The organism is Sphingomonas sp. (genome assembly GCF_039594485.1).
GTDB lineage: Bacteria > Pseudomonadota > Alphaproteobacteria > Sphingomonadales > Sphingomonadaceae > Sphingomonas.
This window is the reverse complement of sequence record NZ_JBCNNI010000018.1, coordinates 66,109-84,323: the sequence shown is the minus strand read 5'-3', so window position 1 is coordinate 84,323 and position 18,215 is coordinate 66,109. Positions and strand designations below refer to the sequence as shown.

The window sequence follows — 18,215 nt, the reverse complement described above, 5'->3', positions numbered from 1 at the left end:
GTCCGTCTTCGTCCCGTGCGTCGTCGAACGAGCTGAGCACCCGCACGCGCACCTGTTCCTTCATCGCCAGACCCACCGAGCGGGTCTGGAGCACCTTGGCGCCGACGCTGGCGAGTTCCAGCATCTCCTCATAGGTGACCTTAGAGAGTTTGCGCGCGCGGGGCACGATGCGCGGGTCGGTCGTGTAGACGCCGTCGACATCGGTATAGATGTCGCACCGCTCCGCCTTCATCGCCGCCGCGACCGCAACCGCGCTGGTGTCCGATCCGCCGCGTCCCAGCGTCGTCACCCGGTTGCCCTCGGCCACGCCCTGGAAGCCGGGGATCACTGCGACCACGCCCGCCGCCAGGCTCTCGTCGAGCGCGGTGGTGTCGATCTCGCCGATACGCGCCTTGGCAAAGGCGGTGTCGGTATGGATAGGCAACTGCCAGCCCAGCCACGAGCGGGCGGGGACGCCCATCGCCTGGAGCGTGATCGCCAGCAGCCCGCTGGTGATCTGTTCGCCCGCCGAGACGACAACGTCATATTCCTGGGGATCGTAAAGCGACGAGGCCTCGCGACAGAAACCGACCAGCCGGTCGGTCTCGCCCGCCATCGCGGAGACGACGACCGCGACCTGATGCCCAGCCTCCACCTCGCGTTTGACCCGCGCCGCCACGTTGCGGATGCGCTCGATTCCGGCCATCGAGGTGCCGCCGAACTTCATCACGATACGGGCCATGCGGTTTTTGCCAATCTCCTTGGGGTAAAACGGCGGCCCTGATAGGTAGCCGCCATGACGAACGCAAGCCATTTGAACGATTCTACCATTATTGGGGCCGAAGCCGCACATTTCGGAAAGATGGCTGCCGATTGGTGGGACCCCAAGGGGTCGAGCGCGATGCTGCACCGCCTGAATCCGCCGCGACTCACCTATATCCGCGAGCAGATCGACCTGCATTGGGATGCCGATGGACAGGGCTTCACCCCGCTCAAGGGCAAGCGCGCGCTCGACGTAGGCTGCGGCGCGGGGCTGCTGTGCGAACCGCTGGCCCGATTGGGGGCCGAGGTGACGGGACTGGACGCCGCGCCGGAGAATGTCGCGGTCGCCGCCGCCCATGCCGCCCAGTCGGGGCTGGAGATCCGCTATCGCGCGGGCAGCGTCGAGGGGCTGGCGGGGGAGCGTTTCGACCTCGTCACCTCGCTGGAGGTGATCGAGCATGTCGCCGATCCGGCGCGATTCGTGCGCGGGCTGGCCGATGCGCTGGCGGACGACGGGCTGATGATCCTGTCGACGCCCAATCGCACGCCGCTGTCCAGGCTCGCCCTCATCACGCTGGCGGAGGGAACGGGCGCGATCCCCAAGGGCACGCATGACTGGTCCAAATTCCTGACGCCGGACGAACTGTCCGCGCTGCTCACGGACGCCGGATTGAAGGTCCGCGACATACGGGGCCTGAGCTTCTCCCCGACCAAGGGCTTCATGGTCGGCGACTCGACCGCGCTCGACTATTTCGTGACCGCGACGCGCTGACGAGTCCGCCTTTCTCGCCTCCCCTGAATGGGGAGGGGCTCACTCGGAACGACCCCATGCCATCAGTTTACCCGATGTCGATCGACCGTCCCGCGCCAGGGTCACGGCTCATCCTGATTCTCCTCGCCGTCGCGATCCTCGCCCGGGCGCTGACCTTCGGCAATCCGGTGGTCCATGTGGACGAGGAGTTCTACTTCTTCACCGGCCATGCGATGTGGCAGGGCGCATGGCCGTTCGTCGATGTGTGGGATCGCAAGCCGATCGGGCTGTTCCTGCTCTATGCCGTCCCTGCCGCATTCGGCTTTCCGGCGGGCATATGGGCCTATCAGGCGATGGCGCTGGCCAGTGTCGTCGCGACCGGATGGCTGATCGCGCGCATGGCCCAGCGGCTGGGATGGGCCTCGGGCGCGACGGCGGCGGGGATCGCCTATATCCTCTGGCTGAACCTGCTCGGTGGGCAAGGCGGGCAGGCGCCGGTCTTCTACAATCTGCTGATGATGGGGGCGGCGTGGCTGATCCTCGAATCGGACCGGCGGCGGGCGCGCAGCATGGGCCTCGCCGCGATGGCGCTGGTCGGGGTGGTGCTCCAGATCAAATATTCGGCGGTGTTCGAGGGGATGGTGTTCGGCGTCTGGCTGCTCGGCAGCGAGTGGCGGCGGAGCCGGTCGCCGGTCGCGCTGATCCTGTACGGGGCGGGCCTGGTCGTCGTGTCGCTGATCCCGACCGCGCTGGCGGCCGGAGTCTATGCCGCGATCGGCCAGTGGGACGCGTTCCTCTACGCCAATTTCCTGTCGATCTTTCATCGCAACCCCGATCCGCTGCCCGAACTGGCGGGCAATCTGGGGCAGATGATCCTGATCCTCTCGCCGATCGTCACGCTAGCGGTGCTGGGTCTCAAGCGGACAGGACGGGAGGCTCCCGAGCGGGCCTTCCTCGCCGTCTGGCTGGGGGGGGCGATCATCGGGGTCTCGCTGTTCCGGCCCTGGTTCGACCATTACGGGCTACCGATCCTTCTCCCCGCCTGCATCGCGGCGGCGGCGATGCTGGGACGCGAGGGTTGGCGACGGCGCTATAGCCCGGCGCTGCTGCTGGTCGTCGCGCTGGCAGGACAGATCGTGCTGCTTTCCCTGCGCCATGAGCGGGGCGACGGGGCCGAGTTCGCCGCGCTGTCCCAGGCGGTCGGCAGGGGGCCGGGTTGCCTCTATGTCTATTCGGGCAGCACCATGCTCTATGTCGCGACCCAGCGTTGCACCCTGTCGCGCTATATCGTGCCCGCCCATCTCAGCCGCGCGCGCGAAGCCGGCGCCACCGGCGTCGACCAGGATGCCGAGATCACCCGCATCCTGGCGCAGCGGCCCGCCGTCGTCGTGATGCGCCCGCCCTATAATGGCGAGCGGCCCGCCGCCCATGCGCGCATCATGGCGGCCATGGCGGATGGCTATCGCCTGACCGCGAAACTGCCGATGGGCAATGAGATGATCAGCGTCTATAAATCCGCACGATGAAACGCCTTCTCGCCTCGATCCATGACGTGTCCCCCCGGTTCGAGGGGGCGGTCGATGCGCTGTTCGACCGGCTGTCTGGGCATCTTGGCGGGCCGCGCCTGGCGATGCTGGTCATCCCCGACCATTGGAACAGCGCGCCGATCTCGGCCGGAACGCCTTTTGCCACGCGCCTGCGCGACTGGGCGGACATGGGGATCGAGATGTTCGTCCATGGCTGGTCGCACAAGGACGATATGGTCCACACCGACCCGAAGACCGCGCTGAAGGCCAGGCATATGACGGCAGGCGAAGGCGAGTTCGTCGGCCTGGACCGCGCCGAGGCCCTGCGCCGTATGCGGCGCGGCACCGCGCTGATCGAGGATATCATCGGCCGCCGCGCGACCGGCTTCATCGCGCCCGCCTGGCTCTATTCGGACGAGGCGCGGGCGGCGCTGGGCGAGGCGGGCTTCGGGCTGGCGGAGGATCATTTCCGCGTCTGGACCCCGACCGACGGCAAGATCATCGCGCGCGGCCCGGTCGTCACCTGGGCCAGCCGTTCGCGCGGGCGGCAGTTGAGCTCGCTCGCCGCCGCCGCCGTGCTGCGTCACGGCCTGCGCCCGACTTCGGTGGCGCGCGTCGCGGTGCATCCGGGCGACAATGGCGTGCCCGCACTGCTCGACAGCATCGACAAGACCTATGCGCGGCTGGCAAAGACTCACACGCCCTCGCGTTACGCGGATCTGCTGGCCGCCTGACGTCCCGGCGGGCCGTCGCGTGTCGGATCAGGCCGCCGCCCGCTTGACCGCCCCGCCGTCGATCAGCGCCTGATAGCGCGCGACCAGCGCCTCGGCATGATCGCGGTCGCTGAACACCTTGCCCGCCGCGATCCGCGCGGCGTTGCGCAGCATCCGCTGGTCGCGTGACAGCAGCCGCTCGATCGCCTCGGCACAGGCCGCCCCGTCGCGCGCGCGGAAGGTCTCGGCGAAGAGCGGGTGCGCGACCTCGGCACAACCGCCATAATCCGGCACCACCAACGGCAGGCCCGAGGCCAGCGCCTCGGAAGCGACCAGCCCGAACGTCTCGGTCTCGCATCCGTGCACCAGCGCGTCGCAGCTCGCCATGATGCGGGCCAGGCGCGGACGGTCATAGACCGGGCGGAACAGGCGAATATGGGGGCTGCCCGCGATCCGCTTCTCCAGCGTCCGGCTGGCGATGCCGCCGCCGATCAGGATCAGGCCGATCGGCCGGGTGGCCGCGACCCGCTCGACCGCGTCGATGACCATCGGCCAGCGTTTTTCGGGGTGATGACGCCCCAGCCCCAGCAGCAGATGCGCGTCCTCGGGCAGCGCGCACTGCGCCAGCAGCGCGGCGCGCAGCCGTTCGTCGCGGTGGTCGGGCGAAAAGAAATGCCGCTCGATGCCCAGCGGAATCCCCTCGTCCACCCGCACCCCGCGCTTGCCCAGCCGCTTGACCAGCGCCGGGCCGTTGGACAGCACCAGGTCGTAATGGTCGAGGAAGCGGTTCATGTAGCGGCTGTACCAGCTGAACCAGTCCTCCACCCGCTCCTGCGCGACGATGCCGTCCAGCCAGCGGACCGGATAGGTGCCGACATTGTCGTTGTGCATGAAGAACACCTTCTTCGCCCGCCCCTGCCAGCTGGCGACGAACCAGGCGGGCTTGGCGGGCGAGGACACCTCGACGATGTCGGGGTCCAGCTCGTCGAGCAGGCGGCATACTGGCGCCGCGTCCCAGAACATGCCGTAATTGGTGTCCAGGATCAGGCGCGGCGCCTTGATATAGATGATCCTGCCGCCGCCTGGGCGTTCCTCGACCCGGTCCTCGGTGCCCGGCGCAAGGACGATCAACTCATGGCCCATCTCGGCCAGGATCGCCATCTTGCGGTCGATATAGGTCCGCACGCCCCCACCCGTGGGGGAGTAGAACTCATTGACGTCGACGATGCGCATCGGCTTCCTCTCAGTCCGCGTCGACCGGGCCGAAACCGCCCAGCCCCCGCAGATATTGGGCGCGAATCGTGACAGTCGCCACCCCGTTGGGCACGTCGATCAGCGCGGAGGAGAGCGGCGGCTTGCGACGGCCCAGCCTGGTATTGGCCGGGAAGCCCGCGCCATCGCTCCAGAAATTGAACTTGTTCTTGCCGTCGCGGTCATGGGTGAAGAGCAGCGCATAGCGACCCGGACGCGGCACGCGGATGCACATCTCCACCCGGTTGCCGCCGGTGGGCGTCGGCACCTGGACACGGCGGAACGTCTTGCCCGCGCGCACCAGCACGCCGTCGTCCTGAAGGAAATCCTCCTCATTGGCGGGATAGAGTTCCAGCTTCAGATTGCCCTTGCGGTCCTTCAGCCCCTCGATCCGCGCCAGGATTGCAGGGCCGCCGCTCGTGCAGGCCGCCGCGTCGCTGCCCAGGATCTGCGCGCCCGCGACCTGCGGCGTCGCGACGATGCCCAGCATCGCCGCCGCCAGAACACCCGTCCGTTTCGTCATCATCCGGGTCATGCCCGTATTCTCCGCACCAAAGCCGCCACACCGAACGCTGCGATCAGCACGACATGGACCAACAGGGTCAGCGCCGCGGTGAACGCGATCAGCTCGCTCAATTCCTGATCCTGCCCGATCAACAGGATCGCAAAATTGGCGAAAAGAAGGTCTTTGTTCGGCACCAGCGGCAAGCGCGAGACCAGCAGCCGCGCCGCCGACAGGAACAGCCACATGCCCAGCGACACCTCGGGCATCCCGTAATGCCAGGCCAGCGCGACCAGGAACGAATTGGCCAACAGGCGCACACAATGGACCGTGAAGATCCACCAGAGCGTGCGCCGGTCGAGCGAGAAGACCCGCCGCGAAAAGATCAGGAAGGGCAGCGAGGTCGCCATGACGATCGCGATCGATCCCCAGACCAGCCGCAATTGCTCATGGGTCAGCAACTCGCGCCCGACCGGCAAGGCCAGCCCGATCATCAACAGCGTGATCGCATTGCCCGCGATCGCCGACAGGATGCCGACATCCTTCACCGCGCCGAAGGGGGCCGCGACCATCTTCGCATGCGCGCGGGCCCAGGCGTAGAAATAGGCCTCGCCCGAATAGCTGAACGCCACTTCATTGGCGATCCGCTTGCGGATCAGCGCGGCCAGCCCGCTGATGGGAATACCCCACAGGCGACGGAAGATGATGTAATCGCCGATCGGCAGCGCCATGTAGAGCGCGACGAACACGACGTAGAAAAGCGGGTTGGCCGGCACCGAGTGGCTGAGGCCCACCAGGCCCCGACCGAGGAGTTCATGGCCCAGCCCGACCACCATGGCGAGCGTCAGCAGCCCGCCGATGATGGCGGGCCAGCGCCGCTTGACGGTTTCCAGCGGCTCGAGCGCGGCCATGTCGCGCGCCACCGGTGCGCCCGTCGTGGCCGGTATCGCCTGTTGCGGGGTCATGGGATCTTTTTCTTCATTCTGCACGTTCGGGAGATTCCTCGGCGGCGAACGCCGGCGGCGCCCGCTAACCTCAACACTGCTTTCTCGCACCTGAATAAGAATTCATCTCTGTCCCGTGATTGTGTCCACCTTAGGGCTGATACTGACATAATTGAGCGACAAGCCTCGATTAGCGGTTCATTCGATCCTTTCGTCAGCCCTGGGAGCCTATGCCTGCCGATCATATCCTGACTTACGCGCTGGCCATGCGCGGCGGCGTCGAAGCCGCCCTGGGCCGGATGCTGCAGGGCTGGCTCGACCGGGGACGGCGCGTCACCCTGATCCTCGGCGAGGAGAGCGGCCAGTTCCAGGGCGGCGTGCCGCGCGGTGTGGATATGGTGACGCTGGGCCATCAACGCTATGGCGGGCTGTGCACCGCGCTGCCCGGACTGATCGCGCGGGCGCGGCCCGATGTCCTGTTCTGCCCCGGCAACCACTATACCGCGATGGCGGCGTGGACCCGGCTGAGGCTGGGGGGCGCCTGTCCGCCGATCGTTGCCAAAATGTCCAATGCGGTCGATCGCGGCGATCAGGCCGCGATGCTCGCCTGGGGCCAGCGGCGCTGGCTGGCGGGGCATCGGACCTTTCTCGACGCCCTGGTCGCGATGACCCCGGCGACCGCGCGCGCCGCGCAGGATGCGACCGGCCTGTCGGTCGCGGTCATTCCCAACCCGCCCACCGCACTGCCGGGCAAGACCGGCGACCGGCCCCGTTCCTCCGGCCGTCGCATCCTGGGCGTCGGGCGGCTGGAGCCGCAAAAGCGCTGGGACCGGCTGATCACCGCGATGACCAAGCTGCCCGAGGATATCGGGCTGACCATCCTGGGCGAGGGCAGCCTGCGCCCCGCGCTGACCGCGCAGATCGCGGCATTGGGGCTGACGGACCGGGTGTCGCTCCCCGGCCATAGCGCCAATGCCCCCGCCGCCATGGCGGCCGCGCATGTGCTGGCGCTGACCTCCGATTATGAAGGGGTGCCGGGGGTGCTGCGCGAGGCGCTGGCGGTCGGTACGCCCGTCGTCACCACCGATTCGAGCCCGGCGGTGCACGAGATCGTGTCCGACCCGAAGTTCGGCACCATCATCGCCCGCGAGGATGTCGGGGCGCTGGCGACGGCGCTGCGCCACTGGCTCGATCCCGTCGCGCCGCGCCCCGATCCCGTGCCGCAGCCGGGACAGGATTCGGCCGATCGGTATCTGGCGCTGTTCGATTCGATCGTCGTTGCCCGGGCGCGCCGGGAAGCGGGGGTGGCGGGCCCCCGCGAACCCACGCTGGATTCAGCCGCAATCGGCCTCGGCGCGCGCGCTGTCGCCATCGCGCGCCGCCTCACGCTCCGACCGGCGCTGTAGCGCGGACTTGGCCATCGCGGTCATCGGGTCGGCAAGGGCCAGCCCGAGGATACCGAACAGCGCGCTCGCCATGATCTGGGTCGACAGGGTCAGCGCGGGCGGCAGGTCGACGGTGCGCTTGGCCACCATCGGCACCACGACGTAACCATCGAAGGTCTGCACGATCAGATAGGTGCCGATCGCCCAGAAACCCGCATCGCTTCCCGCCGAAAAGCCGACCGCGATCATCAGCGTGCCGGTGATGATCGCCCCGATATTGGGAATGAAGGCCAGGATCCCGGCGATGATCCCCAGCAGCAGCGCCATCGGCACCCCGCCGATCATCAGCGCGATCCCGGTCAGCACGCCCTCCACCGCCATGCCGAGCAGCCGCCCGGCGAGCAGCCGGCGCAGCGTGTCCATGACGCGGCCTTGCGTGATCGCGAATTCGGCCCGGGCGGCGCGCGGCACGATCCATTGCAACCCGCGCGCATAGCCTTCCGGGTCCATCGCCAGGAACAGGCCGATGACGAGGATCATGAACAGCGACGTCACCGCGCCCACGGCGGTCCCGACCCAGGAGGTCAGCTTCCCGATCGAACCCATGGATTGTTTCAGCAACCCGTTGATGTCCGACGTCTTGGGCATCAGCCCCTGTTCGGCCAGCCAGCCGGTCAGCCGCCCCGCCTGGGTCTCCAGGGTCGCGCGAAGCTGCGTCACCTGCTGCGTCACCTCCACCCCGGTCAGGTAGAAGGTGCCGAGCAGGAACGCCGCCACCGCCAGCACGACGATCAGCAGACGCCAGCCGCGCCCGATCGGCAGCACCCGCCCGAGCAGCCGCACCCCGCCATCGAGCAGCGTCGCGAAAACCAGCCCGGCAAAGATCACCAGCAGCGGCTGGACCAGCAACACCGCCACCGCCATCCCTGCGATCAGGCCCAGCCAGATCGCCGCGCGGGTCAGCTCTCGCCGGACGAACCCCTCGCGAAACTCGATCGGCGCGGGATCGTCGGTCAGCGGGGCGGGATCGCTCATGATCCGGGCTTCACGGTCGTCGGGTGGAGCGACGTGCCCGCCCGGCCGGAGCGGAGCGACCCCCACCAGGTCAGCGGGTTCAGCGTCGCGTCGCCGTCCAGGCTGAACGTCACGAACTCGGCGCGGCCGCCGATATTCTCATAGGGCACCGCCCCGCCCAGCCCCAGTTCGGCCAGCGAGAATCGGCTGTCGGCCGAACGGTCGCGATTGTCGCCCATCAGGAAGACATGATTCGCCGGAATGGTGATCGGCCGGTAATTGTCGCCCGGGCTCCAGCCCAGCTCGACCGTGTCATAGCGACGGTTGTTGGGCAGCGTCTCGGTCACGATCGGCAGGTGGCAGACCCACTGACCGCCGGGCAGGCGCACCTTCGCCTCCTCGCCATAGTCGGAGGCCTTGCACGGGCTGTTGGTGTCGACCGGAATGTCGACATAATGGAGCGGCCCGCGCCGCACCGGCTTTCCGTTCAGGATGACGACGCCGTCGCGCACTTCCAGCCGGTCGCCCGGCAGGCCGATGACGCGCTTGATATAGTCGTTATGGGTGCCGGGCGGGGTTACGATCACCACATCGCCTCGCGTCGGCAGCGATCCGAACAGGCGGCCGTGGATGAAGGGCAACTGCGCGCTCCAGCTATCGGTCGGCTGGCGCAGGACCAGCGACTTGAAGATCGCGATCGGGTTCGGAATGGTCGGCGAGACATAGGACCAGCCATAGGCGAACTTGCTCACGACCAGCCGGTCGCCGACCTGAAGGCCCGGCAGCATCGATTCGGAGGGGATATAGAAGGGCTTGGCGATGAAGCTGTGAAAGCCCAGCACGATCAGCAGCAGCCAGAACAGCCCCTTGACCTCGGCCCACCAGTCGGTGCCCTTCTTCTTGGCGGGTGGCGTGGATTCCAGCGGCTGGGCCGCCGGCTGATCCGCGGGCGATCCCTGGTTCGTGTCCAACACCGCGTCCTTCATGCGGAAACTTCCGGTAACGCCTCGATCACGACAAAGGCCTGGGCCCAGGGGTGATCATCGGTCATGGTCAAATGGATATGGGCGACGTGGCCCGGCGGGGTCATCGCGTCAAGTCGTTCACGCGCGCCGCCGGTCAGCATCAGCGTCGGCGCACCGCCTGGTTTGTTGACGACCCCGATGTCGCGCATGAACACGCCCTGCGCAAAGCCGGTGCCGACCGCCTTGGAAAAGGCCTCCTTGGCGGCGAAACGCTTGGCATAGGTGCCCGCCCGGGTGAAGGGGCGCCTGGCCGCCTTGGCCTGCTCCACCTCGGTAAAGCACCGCGCCTCGAACCGGCCGCCATGCCGGTCGAGCGCGGCCTGGATCCGCTCGATATTGCAGAGGTCGGAGCCCAGGCCGATGATCACAGGCGTTCCCCCCAGACAAGGCGAGATGTCTGACGGAGGGGCGTCACGGCCAGCGGGCATCCCCCTCCACCGCGGCGATACCGTGGTCCCCCTCCCCTCGCAGGAGAGGAAGGAAGGAAGCCCGTCACCGCGCCACGTCCATCGCGGCGCGCATCTTTCGCACAACGTCGGGCAAGCCGACGAACACCGCATCGGCGATCAGGAAATGACCGATGTTCAGTTCGCGCACCTGCGGGATCGCCGCGATCGGGGCGACATTGTCATAGGTCAGGCCATGGCCGGCATGAACCTCGATCCCGTTCTTGGCGGCGAGCGCGGCGGCGTCGGACAGGCGGCGCAGTTCCTCGGTCCGGGCGGGGCCGTCCAGTTCGGCATAGCGGCCGGTATGCAGTTCGACCACCGGCGCGCCCAGGTGCAGCGCCGCCTCGATCTGGCGGGGATCGGGTTCGATGAACAGCGAGACGCGGATGCCCGCCGCGCCCAGCTTCGCGACCATGGGGGCCAGCCATTCGCGCTGCCCGGCGGCGTCGAGCCCGCCCTCGGTCGTCCGCTCCTCGCGCTTTTCGGGCACGATGCAGGCGGCATGGGGACGATGCTTCAGCGCGATGGCGAGCATCTCCTCGGTCGCGGCCATCTCCAGGTTGAGCGGTACGGTCAGTTCCGCCGACAGCCGCGCGATATCCTCGTCGGTGATGTGCCGCCGGTCCTCGCGCAGATGCGCGGTGATGCCGTCCGCCCCCGCTTCCGCCGCGACCAGCGCAGCGCGCACCGGATCGGGATAGCCCGACCCGCGCGCGTTCCGCACGGTCGCGACATGGTCGATATTGACCCCCAGCCGCAGGTGATCGGTCATGCCGCCGCGCGGCTCCCCGGCTTGATCGCGGGGATCGCCGCCAGTTCGGGCGGCAGATCATCGGGGCTGTAGGTCGGCACGTCGAGCCGGATCAGCGGGAAGAAGGGCACACCCAGATCGGCCGTCCCGTTGGAGCGATCGACCAGCGACGCCGCCGCGATCGTCTCGCCCCCCTCGCGCGCGATGGCCGCGATCGCCTCCCGGCTGGACAGCCCGGTGGTGACCACATCCTCCATCATCAGCACTTTCTGACCTGCATCGAGCCGGAAGCCGCGACGCAGGTGGAAGGTTCCCTCGGGCCGTTCGAGGAACATGCCCGGCACGCCCAGCGCCCGCGCCATTTCATGGCCGACGATGACGCCGCCCATGGCGGGGGCGACGACCGCGCTGATCTGCGCCCGGATTTCGGCGGGAATCGTGGCCGCCACCGCCTCGCACAGCCGCGCGGCGCGGCGCGGGTCCATCAGCACGCGCGCGCATTGCAGATAGCGCGGGCTGCGCAGGCCGGAGGAGAGGATGAAATGCCCCTCGAGCAACGCCTCGGCGGCGCGGAACTCGGCGAGGACGTCTTCATCGGTCATGCGGGGCAACTCCGGCAGGTCATGAGGGTGATGACCCGGCCTCATAGGATCGCCCCCGCCCGCACGCAATCGCGCATAAGACAGCTATGGGTTGAGGGGGCGCGGTCCCGTGCTATAGTCCGGCCAACAAGAACGACATGACGCCCCGTCCGTAATCCGTCGGACCACCGACGGACAGACGAGGGAGATGGGAGACGAGAGCGGGATGAGCGAGGTCAAGCGCATGTCCGGACCCCGGAGGATGAGGATGCCGAAACGGATGAAGGCGATGGCGATCGCCGCCGGATTGGGCTGCGCCGCGCTGTCGGGAGTCGCGCTGGCGACTCCGGCCGCTCCCCCCGCCCCTCAAGCCGCCGCACCCGCCACCACCGCCCCGGCCAGTCCGCTGCTGGCGCAGGATGGTGCGCCGGCCACGACGATCGATCCCAAGGTCGGCCTGCCGATCGATGGCCGGATAGGGCTCCAGCCGCAGGTGACGCGGAACGGCGAATTCGCGCACTGGATGCACAACGGCGTGCTGATGCCGGTCATCACCGCGATCTGCGTTCTTGTCCTGCTGCTCCTCGCCTGGGTGGTGTTCCGCTATCGCCGCGCGGCCAATCCGGTGCCGTCCAAGACCAGTCACAACACGCTAGTCGAGGTGTTGTGGACGCTGGGGCCGGTGGTCGTCCTGGTCCTGATCGCCATCCCCTCGATCGGCCTGCTCCAGGCGCAGTTCAAGCCCGCGCCCGCCGGGGCCGTGACGCTGAAGGCGATCGGCAACCAATGGTACTGGACCTATCAGTACCCGGATCATGGCGGGATCGAGATCACCGCCAACATGTTGAAGGAAAAGGATCAGGTTTCGCCAGGTGAGCGCGCCCGCACCGATGCCGACGGCCCGCGCCTGCTGGCGGTGGACAATCGCATCGTCCTGCCCGTCGGCGTGCCGATCCGCCTGATCACCACCTCCAACGACGTCATCCATAGCTGGGCGATCCCGGCCTTCTGGATGAAGCTGGACGCGGTGCCCGGTCGGTTGAACGAGACGAGCTTCACCATCGAGAAGCCGGGCCTGTATTTCGGGCAATGCTCCGAACTGTGCGGCGCGCGCCATGCCTTCATGCCGATCGCGGTGCAGGCGGTGCCCCCGGCGCAGTTCGCCGCCTGGGTCGCGGCCAAGGGCGGCAAGATGCCGGGTTCGGTCGCCCCCTCCTCCTCGGTCATCCCGCAGCCGGGAGCCGAAGGATCCGCGTCCGAGGCGGCGCAGGCCAATGCCGCGGAGGCCGTCACCGGCCCCGCCGACAATCAGGCCGTCCCCGCCGCCACCACCCCCTCCGCGCAGGGCGCCACCGGCAATCCGGCGGGCCCCGGCAACGCTGGACAATAAGCCATGACCGACACCGCACTTCACCCCGGATCGGCTTTTGTCGGTCATGAGGATCACCACCATGCGCACCATGACGCCGATCACAAGCCCGGCTTCTTTGCGCGCTGGTTCCTGTCGACCAACCACAAGGACATCGGCACCCTCTATCTGATCTTCGCGATCGTCGCAGGCATCATCGGCGGCGCGATCTCAGGCCTGATGCGCGCCGAACTGCGTGAGCCGGGCATCCAGTATCTGGGTATCTGGGCGGGGATGCTGCACGGCGGGGCGCAGAGCCTCGACCAGTCGCTGCATCTGTGGAACGTCCTCATCACCGCGCACGGCCTGATCATGGTGTTCTTCATGGTCATGCCCGCGATGATCGGCGGGTTCGGCAACTGGTTCGTGCCGATCATGATCGGCGCGCCCGACATGGCGTTCCCGCGCATGAACAACGTGTCCTTCTGGCTGCTGATCCCGGCCTTCACGCTGTTGCTCGCCTCGCCCTTTTTCGGGGCGGGCGCGGGCGTCGGCTGGACGGCCTATGCCCCGCTATCGACCTTTGGCGAGCCGGGGCCGAGCGTCGACATGGCCATCCTGGCGCTCCATCTGGCGGGTGCGTCGTCGATCCTGGGGGCGATCAACTTCATCACCACCATCTTTAACATGCGCGCGCCGGGCATGACGCTGCACAAGATGCCGCTGTTCGTCTGGTCGGTGCTGGTCACCGCCTTCCTGCTGCTGTTCTCGCTGCCGGTGCTGGCCGCCGCGATCACCATGTTGCTGACCGATCGCAACTTCGGCACGACTTTCTTCGATCCGGCGGGCGGCGGCGACCCGATCCTGTACCAGCATCTCTTCTGGTTCTTCGGCCACCCCGAAGTCTACATCATGATCCTGCCGGGCTTCGGCATCGTCAGCCAGATCATCGCGACGTTCAGCCGCAAGCCCGTCTTCGGCTATCTGGGCATGGCCTATGCCATGGTCGCGATCGGTGTGGTCGGCTTCGTCGTGTGGGCGCACCACATGTTCGCCACCGGCCTGAGCGTGAACACCAAGATGTATTTCACCGCCGCGACGATGATCATCGCGGTGCCGACCGGCATCAAGATCTTCTCCTGGATCGCGACGATGTGGGGCGGCTCGCTCAGCTTCAAGACGCCGATGGTATGGGCGATCGGCTTCATCTTCATGTTCACGGTCGGCGGCGTGACGGGCGTGGTGCTGGCCAATGGCGGTATCGACGATTACATGCACGACACCTATTATGTCGTCGCGCACTTCCATTACGTCCTGTCGCTGGGCGCGGTGTTCGCACTCTTTGCGGGCTTCTATTACTGGTTCCCCAAGATGTCGGGGAAGATGTATAGCGAGCTTCTGGGCCAGCTCCATTTCTGGGTATTCTTCGTCGGCGTGAACCTGTTGTTCTTCCCGATGCACTTCCTGGGCCTGCAGGGGATGCCGCGCCGCTATCCCGATTACCCGGACGCGTTCGAGATGTGGAACCGGGTGGCCACCCATGGCTATGAGATCATGGCACTGGGGATGCTGATCTTCTTCATCAACCTGATCTGGTCGCTGGCGGCGGGCAAGCCCGCGGGCGACAATCCATGGGGCGAAGGCGCGACGACGCTGGAATGGACGCTGTCCAGCCCACCCCCCTATCACCAGTTCGAGACGCTGCCGCGTATCGACTGATCGGATCGACCCCCGTCGATCGTCAGGGCTCCGAAGCTGGCTTCGGAGCCCCTTTTTGTTACACAACGGCAACAATATGGCCGGAACGGCCAAATGCCTCGCAGATGCGATGAAGCGCGAAGGCCTTCACCTTTTGTTAGCCACATTCGCCCCATGACATGGAGGCCGCAAAAGGGCGGCGACAAGCGGGATTGCGACGATGGGGCGGGACGAGCGCGTGATGGCGCGATCGGTGGTGGCGGCTGCCTGCGCGACGGAGCCGTCGATGGTCAGGGGCCAGACGGGGCACGGATCGGCCAATGCCACGCATCCCGATCCCGATATGACTGGCCATGGACCGGCACGTGCCGCGGGCATCGGGGCCGCGATGGCACCGCTTTTCGCGCTGGCCGCCTGTGGGGACGGCGGCGGCGGTGGCAAGGCCACATCCGGCGGGGGCGGCGGCTCCTCGGAATCCGCCCCGACCACGCCGATCGTGGTCGTCACGCCCGCGCCCACCACCACCGAGGCCAGCCGCTTCCTGGCGCAGGCGACGATGGGCGCGACCCGCACCGATATCGATACCGTCGTCTCGCGCGGCTATGATGGCTGGCTGACCGACCAGTTCGCCATGGCCCGGGCGATCAGCCATTGGGACTGGTTGACCGCCAACGGCTATGACGCCGCCGCGAACCGCAACACGCTGGCCGGGCTCGACGCGACGCTCTGGCGGCAGATGATCGTCGAACCCGATCAGCTTCGCCAGCGTATCGGCATGGCGCTGCTCGACATCCTGGTCGTGGGTGTCGACGGCCTGACCGACCAATGGCGCGCGTTCGAAATCGGCGCCTATATCGACGTCCTGCTCGACAATGCGTTCGGCAATTATCGCGACCTGCTCGGCGCGATCACGACCAATTACGCGATGGGCAGCTATCTGAGCTTCCTCAACAACCGCAAGGCGAACGCCAGCACAGGATCGGAGCCCGACGAGAATTACGCGCGCGAGCTGATCCAGTTGTTCACATTGGGGCTGTACCAGCTGAACATGGACGGCACGCCCAAGACAAGCGGCGGGCAGCCGGTCGAAACCTATCAACAGGCCGACGTGTCGGGGCTGGCCCGCGTCATGACCGGCCTGTCCCCCGCCTCGACCGACACCTCGACGCCCGCGCGCTATCGCATGCCGCTGGTGATGAACGCCGCGTTGAACGAGACGGGGGCAGCAAGCTTCCTGGGGACCACCGTGACCGGCGGGGGCATGGCGGGGATCAAGGCGGCGCTGGACGCCATCTTCGCCCATCCCAACGTACCGCCCTTCATCTCCCGGCAGTTGATCCAGCGCCTGGTGAGCAGCAACCCGTCGCCCGCCTATGTCAATCGCGTCGCCACCAAGTTCGCCGACAACGGCCAGGGCGTGCGCGGCGACATGAAGGCGGTGATCCGCGCGATCCTGCTCGACAGCGAGGCCCGCAACATCCCCACCGGCACGGACTCGGGCAAGCTGCGCGAGCCGGTGCTGCGGCTGACCGGCTGGGCGCGCGCATTCGGCGTCACCTCGCCCTCCAACGCCTGGGCGATCGGCGACACGAGCAATGCGTCGAACCGGCTGGGCCAGGCCAAGGGGCACAGCCCGTCGGTCTTCAACTTCTATCGGCCGGGCTATAGTCCGCCCGGCACCGCGCTCGCCAGCCAGGGGCTCGTCGCCCCGGAATTCCAGATCACCAACGAACAGAGCGTCATCGGCTATGTGAACTTCATGTACGGGCTGATCGCGAACGGGATCGGCGACGTGAAGGCCGATTACACCGCGATCCTGACCAAGGCCGCCGACACCCAGGCGCTGGTCGACGAGGTCAACCTCGTCCTCGCCGCCGGGCAATTGTCCAGCGCCACCCAGGCCGCGATCCGCAGTGCGGTGGACAGCGTGTCGGCGACCGCGACGAACGGCCCGATCAACCGGGTCGGCATCGCCATCCTGCTGGCCATGGCCTCCCCCGATTACCTGAACCTGCGGTGATGAGCATGACCCAAGACCAATCCCGTCGCGCGTTCCTCAAGCGCAGCACGCTGCTCGGCCTGGCCGGGACCGCCGCCCCGTTCGTCACCAGCCTTGCCGCGATCGGCGAGGCGGCGGCGGCCACCGCGTCAGACTATAAGGCGATGGTCTGCGTGTTCCTGCATGGCGGCAACGACTATGCCAACACGCTGGTCCCCTATGATGAAAGCAGCTTCGCCGCCTATACCGCCGCGCGCGCCAATATCGGCTATCAGCGCGACGCGCTGGCCGCATCGGTGCTGCGTCCCGCCGAGGCGCTGCCGGGCGGGCGCGTCTATGCCCTGTCGCCGTCGATGCCGGAGATGAACCAGTTGTTCGCGGCGGGCAAGATGGCCGTGGCGCTGAACCTGGGTACGCTGGTCGAACCGACGACCAAGGCACAGTATAACAACCACAGCGTCCGCCTTCCCCCGAAACTGTTCAGCCACAATGACCAGCAGAGCTTCTTCCAGGCGTCGAGCCCGGAGGGTGCGACCAGCGGCTGGGGCGGGCGGATCGGCGACGTGTTCCAGAGCGGCAACGGCACCGCCGCGCTGACCTGCATCAACACCAGCGGCAATGCGGTCTATCTGACCGGGCGGACCGCGATCCAATATTCGGTGGGCACGGGCGGCCCGGTCCCGCTGATCAACAACAGCCGGACGCTTTACGGATCCTCCTCCGCGCTCGACACGCTGCGCAGCCTGATGACGACCGAATCGCGCTTTGCAATGGCGAGCGAACATGCCCGCATCACCAAGCGCGCGCTCGACATCCAGGCCCAGCTCAGCGGCGCGCTCGCCGGGGCGCCCGCGACCAATTTCCCGCTGTTTCCATCGAACAACATCCTGGCCGACCAGTTGAAGATGGTCGCGCGCATGATCTCGATCAGCCAGACCCTGGGATTGAAGCGGCAGGTGTTCTTCGTGTCGATGGGCGGGTTCGACCTGCACGACAATCTGGTCGCCCAGCATCCCGGCCTTCTCGCCAAGATATCCTCGGCGCTGAAGGCCTTTTACGACACCACCGTCGCGATGGGGGTCGCCAACCAGGTCACCAGCTTCACCGCCTCGGACTTCGGGCGGACGTTGCAGTCGAACGATGACGGCTCGGATCATGGCTGGGGCGGCATGCACTTCATCGTCGGCGGCGCGGTGCGCGGGCAGCGCTTCTATGGCAAGGCCCCGGTGGTCGGTAACGGGACCAGTGACGATGTCGGCCAGGGCCGGTTGATACCGACCATGTCGGTCGACCAATATGCCGCAACGCTGGCCGGCTGGTTCGGCATCGACGCGAACGGCCTGCGCACTGTCCTGCCCAATATCGGCAATTACGATGCCTCGACCTGGAATCAGGGCTTTATGGGATGATTCCCGCCAAGTAATGTTACAACATATTGAACTTTGGCAATAATCCGATCATCGGCAATCGGAAAAACTTGTCCTGACTGCCGTCTGGCACAGCGGATCGGGGGGACCCATCTGGACGCCGCGATCGT

Annotated in this window: 17 protein-coding genes; 8 read left to right on the top strand and 9 right to left on the bottom strand. The window is 67.2% G+C overall.

All coding sequences use genetic code 11. The features are described 5' to 3' along the window. A partial coding sequence (locus ABDV78_RS11000; protein ID WP_343527458.1) for an aspartate kinase occupies positions 1-721 on the bottom strand: 721 nt, incomplete at its 3' end. A 54-nt stretch (positions 722-775) separates the two neighbouring features. Here ABDV78_RS11000 and ubiG point away from each other — a divergent pair. The 3 genes from ubiG (at position 776) to ABDV78_RS10985 (ending at position 3,752) form a co-directional block, all read left to right on the top strand. Further along, complete coding sequence (gene ubiG, locus ABDV78_RS10995) at positions 776-1,513, top strand: bifunctional 2-polyprenyl-6-hydroxyphenol methylase/3-demethylubiquinol 3-O-methyltransferase UbiG (RefSeq protein WP_343527457.1); 738 nt, start codon at positions 776-778, stop codon at positions 1,511-1,513. A gap of 74 nt (positions 1,514-1,587) precedes the next feature. Continuing rightward, positions 1,588-3,018, top strand: a complete 1,431-nt coding sequence (locus ABDV78_RS10990; RefSeq protein WP_343527456.1) for a hypothetical protein — start codon at positions 1,588-1,590, stop codon at positions 3,016-3,018. Next, positions 3,015-3,752 carry a polysaccharide deacetylase family protein gene (locus ABDV78_RS10985; RefSeq protein ID WP_343527455.1) on the top strand — a complete coding sequence of 246 codons (738 nt, stop codon included), beginning with the start codon at positions 3,015-3,017 and terminating at the stop codon, positions 3,750-3,752. Before ABDV78_RS10990 ends, ABDV78_RS10985 begins: the two co-directional genes overlap by 4 nt. Before the next feature lie 27 nt (positions 3,753-3,779). On the opposite strand, the gene ABDV78_RS10980 is transcribed toward ABDV78_RS10985, so the two are convergent. From ABDV78_RS10980 to ABDV78_RS10970, 3 genes are read right to left on the bottom strand one after another with little or no spacing between them, the layout of a single operon-like run. Further along, positions 3,780-4,964 (bottom strand): glycosyltransferase, encoded by a 1,185-nt coding sequence (locus tag ABDV78_RS10980; RefSeq protein ID WP_343527454.1) that lies wholly within the window; start codon positions 4,962-4,964, stop codon positions 3,780-3,782. A 10-nt stretch (positions 4,965-4,974) separates the two neighbouring features. Beyond that, a complete protein-coding gene (locus ABDV78_RS10975) occupies positions 4,975-5,517 on the bottom strand; it encodes a DUF2141 domain-containing protein (protein ID WP_343527453.1) in 543 nt (180 codons plus the stop codon). Then, entirely contained in the window at positions 5,514-6,449 is a 936-nt protein-coding gene (locus tag ABDV78_RS10970) for a hypothetical protein (RefSeq protein WP_343527452.1), read from the bottom strand. The genes ABDV78_RS10975 and ABDV78_RS10970 overlap by 4 nt, the downstream gene beginning before the upstream one ends. Positions 6,450-6,658: 209 nt before the next feature. On the opposite strand from ABDV78_RS10970, the gene ABDV78_RS10965 reads away from it, so the two are divergent. Further along, complete coding sequence (locus ABDV78_RS10965; RefSeq protein ID WP_343527451.1) at positions 6,659-7,834, top strand: glycosyltransferase; 1,176 nt, start codon at positions 6,659-6,661, stop codon at positions 7,832-7,834. Here the strand turns inward: ABDV78_RS10965 and ABDV78_RS10960 are convergent. From ABDV78_RS10960 to pyrE, 5 genes are all read right to left on the bottom strand, one after another. Next, positions 7,763-8,848 (bottom strand): AI-2E family transporter, encoded by a 1,086-nt coding sequence (locus ABDV78_RS10960; RefSeq protein WP_343527450.1) that lies wholly within the window; start codon positions 8,846-8,848, stop codon positions 7,763-7,765. The two genes, ABDV78_RS10965 and ABDV78_RS10960, sit on opposite strands and share 72 nt — an antisense overlap. Beyond that, a complete protein-coding gene (gene lepB / locus ABDV78_RS10955) occupies positions 8,845-9,813 on the bottom strand; it encodes a signal peptidase I (RefSeq protein ID WP_343527449.1) in 969 nt (322 codons plus the stop codon). Before lepB ends, ABDV78_RS10960 begins: the two co-directional genes overlap by 4 nt. Next, the gene (gene acpS / locus ABDV78_RS10950; RefSeq protein WP_343527448.1) at positions 9,810-10,220 is read right to left on the bottom strand and encodes a holo-ACP synthase; all 411 of its coding nucleotides are present in this window, start codon (positions 10,218-10,220) and stop codon (positions 9,810-9,812) included. The genes lepB and acpS overlap by 4 nt, the downstream gene beginning before the upstream one ends. Before the next feature lie 124 nt (positions 10,221-10,344). Next, positions 10,345-11,073: a pyridoxine 5'-phosphate synthase gene (locus ABDV78_RS10945; RefSeq protein WP_343527447.1), complete on the bottom strand. Its 729-nt coding sequence runs from the start codon at positions 11,071-11,073 to the stop codon at positions 10,345-10,347. Then, entirely contained in the window at positions 11,070-11,654 is a 585-nt protein-coding gene (gene pyrE / locus ABDV78_RS10940) for an orotate phosphoribosyltransferase (protein WP_343527446.1), read from the bottom strand. The genes ABDV78_RS10945 and pyrE overlap by 4 nt, the downstream gene beginning before the upstream one ends. 241 nt (positions 11,655-11,895) lie before the next feature. Between pyrE and coxB the strand changes: the two genes are divergently transcribed. The 4 genes from coxB to ABDV78_RS10920 all read left to right on the top strand — a co-directional run bounded on the left by coxB (position 11,896) and on the right by ABDV78_RS10920 (position 18,087). Next, positions 11,896-13,023, top strand: a complete 1,128-nt coding sequence (gene coxB, locus ABDV78_RS10935; RefSeq protein ID WP_343527445.1) for a cytochrome c oxidase subunit II — start codon at positions 11,896-11,898, stop codon at positions 13,021-13,023. 3 nt (positions 13,024-13,026) lie between these two features. Then, positions 13,027-14,700, top strand: a complete 1,674-nt coding sequence (gene ctaD, locus ABDV78_RS10930) for a cytochrome c oxidase subunit I (RefSeq protein WP_343527444.1) — start codon at positions 13,027-13,029, stop codon at positions 14,698-14,700. A 199-nt stretch (positions 14,701-14,899) separates the two neighbouring features. Continuing rightward, entirely contained in the window at positions 14,900-16,699 is a 1,800-nt protein-coding gene (locus ABDV78_RS10925; protein WP_343527443.1) for a DUF1800 domain-containing protein, read from the top strand. Then, positions 16,699-18,087, top strand: a complete 1,389-nt coding sequence (locus tag ABDV78_RS10920; protein ID WP_343527442.1) for a DUF1501 domain-containing protein — start codon at positions 16,699-16,701, stop codon at positions 18,085-18,087. The genes ABDV78_RS10925 and ABDV78_RS10920 overlap by 1 nt, the downstream gene beginning before the upstream one ends. Positions 18,088-18,215 lie beyond the last annotated feature (128 nt).

Bases quoted from the DNA above. Each gene is read 5' to 3' on its own strand.
- ABDV78_RS10975 (WP_343527453.1), bottom strand. From the start codon at position 5,517: ATGACCCGGATGATGACGAAACGGACGGGTGTTCTGGCGGCGGCGATG.
- ABDV78_RS10965 (WP_343527451.1), top strand. From the start codon at position 6,659: ATGCCTGCCGATCATATCCTGACTTACGCGCTGGCCATGCGCGGCGGC.
- pyrE (WP_343527446.1), bottom strand. From the start codon at position 11,654: ATGACCGATGAAGACGTCCTCGCCGAGTTCCGCGCCGCCGAGGCGTTG.
- ABDV78_RS10925 (WP_343527443.1), top strand. From the start codon at position 14,900: ATGGGGCGGGACGAGCGCGTGATGGCGCGATCGGTGGTGGCGGCTGCC.
- ABDV78_RS10990 (WP_343527456.1), top strand. From the start codon at position 1,588: ATGTCGATCGACCGTCCCGCGCCAGGGTCACGGCTCATCCTGATTCTC.
- ABDV78_RS10920 (WP_343527442.1), top strand. From the start codon at position 16,699: ATGAGCATGACCCAAGACCAATCCCGTCGCGCGTTCCTCAAGCGCAGC.
- ubiG (WP_343527457.1), top strand. From the start codon at position 776: ATGACGAACGCAAGCCATTTGAACGATTCTACCATTATTGGGGCCGAA.
- ABDV78_RS10970 (WP_343527452.1), bottom strand. From the start codon at position 6,449: ATGACCCCGCAACAGGCGATACCGGCCACGACGGGCGCACCGGTGGCG.
- lepB (WP_343527449.1), bottom strand. From the start codon at position 9,813: ATGAAGGACGCGGTGTTGGACACGAACCAGGGATCGCCCGCGGATCAG.
- ABDV78_RS10960 (WP_343527450.1), bottom strand. From the start codon at position 8,848: ATGAGCGATCCCGCCCCGCTGACCGACGATCCCGCGCCGATCGAGTTT.
- ABDV78_RS10985 (WP_343527455.1), top strand. From the start codon at position 3,015: ATGAAACGCCTTCTCGCCTCGATCCATGACGTGTCCCCCCGGTTCGAG.
- ABDV78_RS10945 (WP_343527447.1), bottom strand. From the start codon at position 11,073: ATGACCGATCACCTGCGGCTGGGGGTCAATATCGACCATGTCGCGACC.
- ctaD (WP_343527444.1), top strand. From the start codon at position 13,027: ATGACCGACACCGCACTTCACCCCGGATCGGCTTTTGTCGGTCATGAG.
- ABDV78_RS10980 (WP_343527454.1), bottom strand. From the start codon at position 4,964: ATGCGCATCGTCGACGTCAATGAGTTCTACTCCCCCACGGGTGGGGGC.
- coxB (WP_343527445.1), top strand. From the start codon at position 11,896: ATGAGGATGCCGAAACGGATGAAGGCGATGGCGATCGCCGCCGGATTG.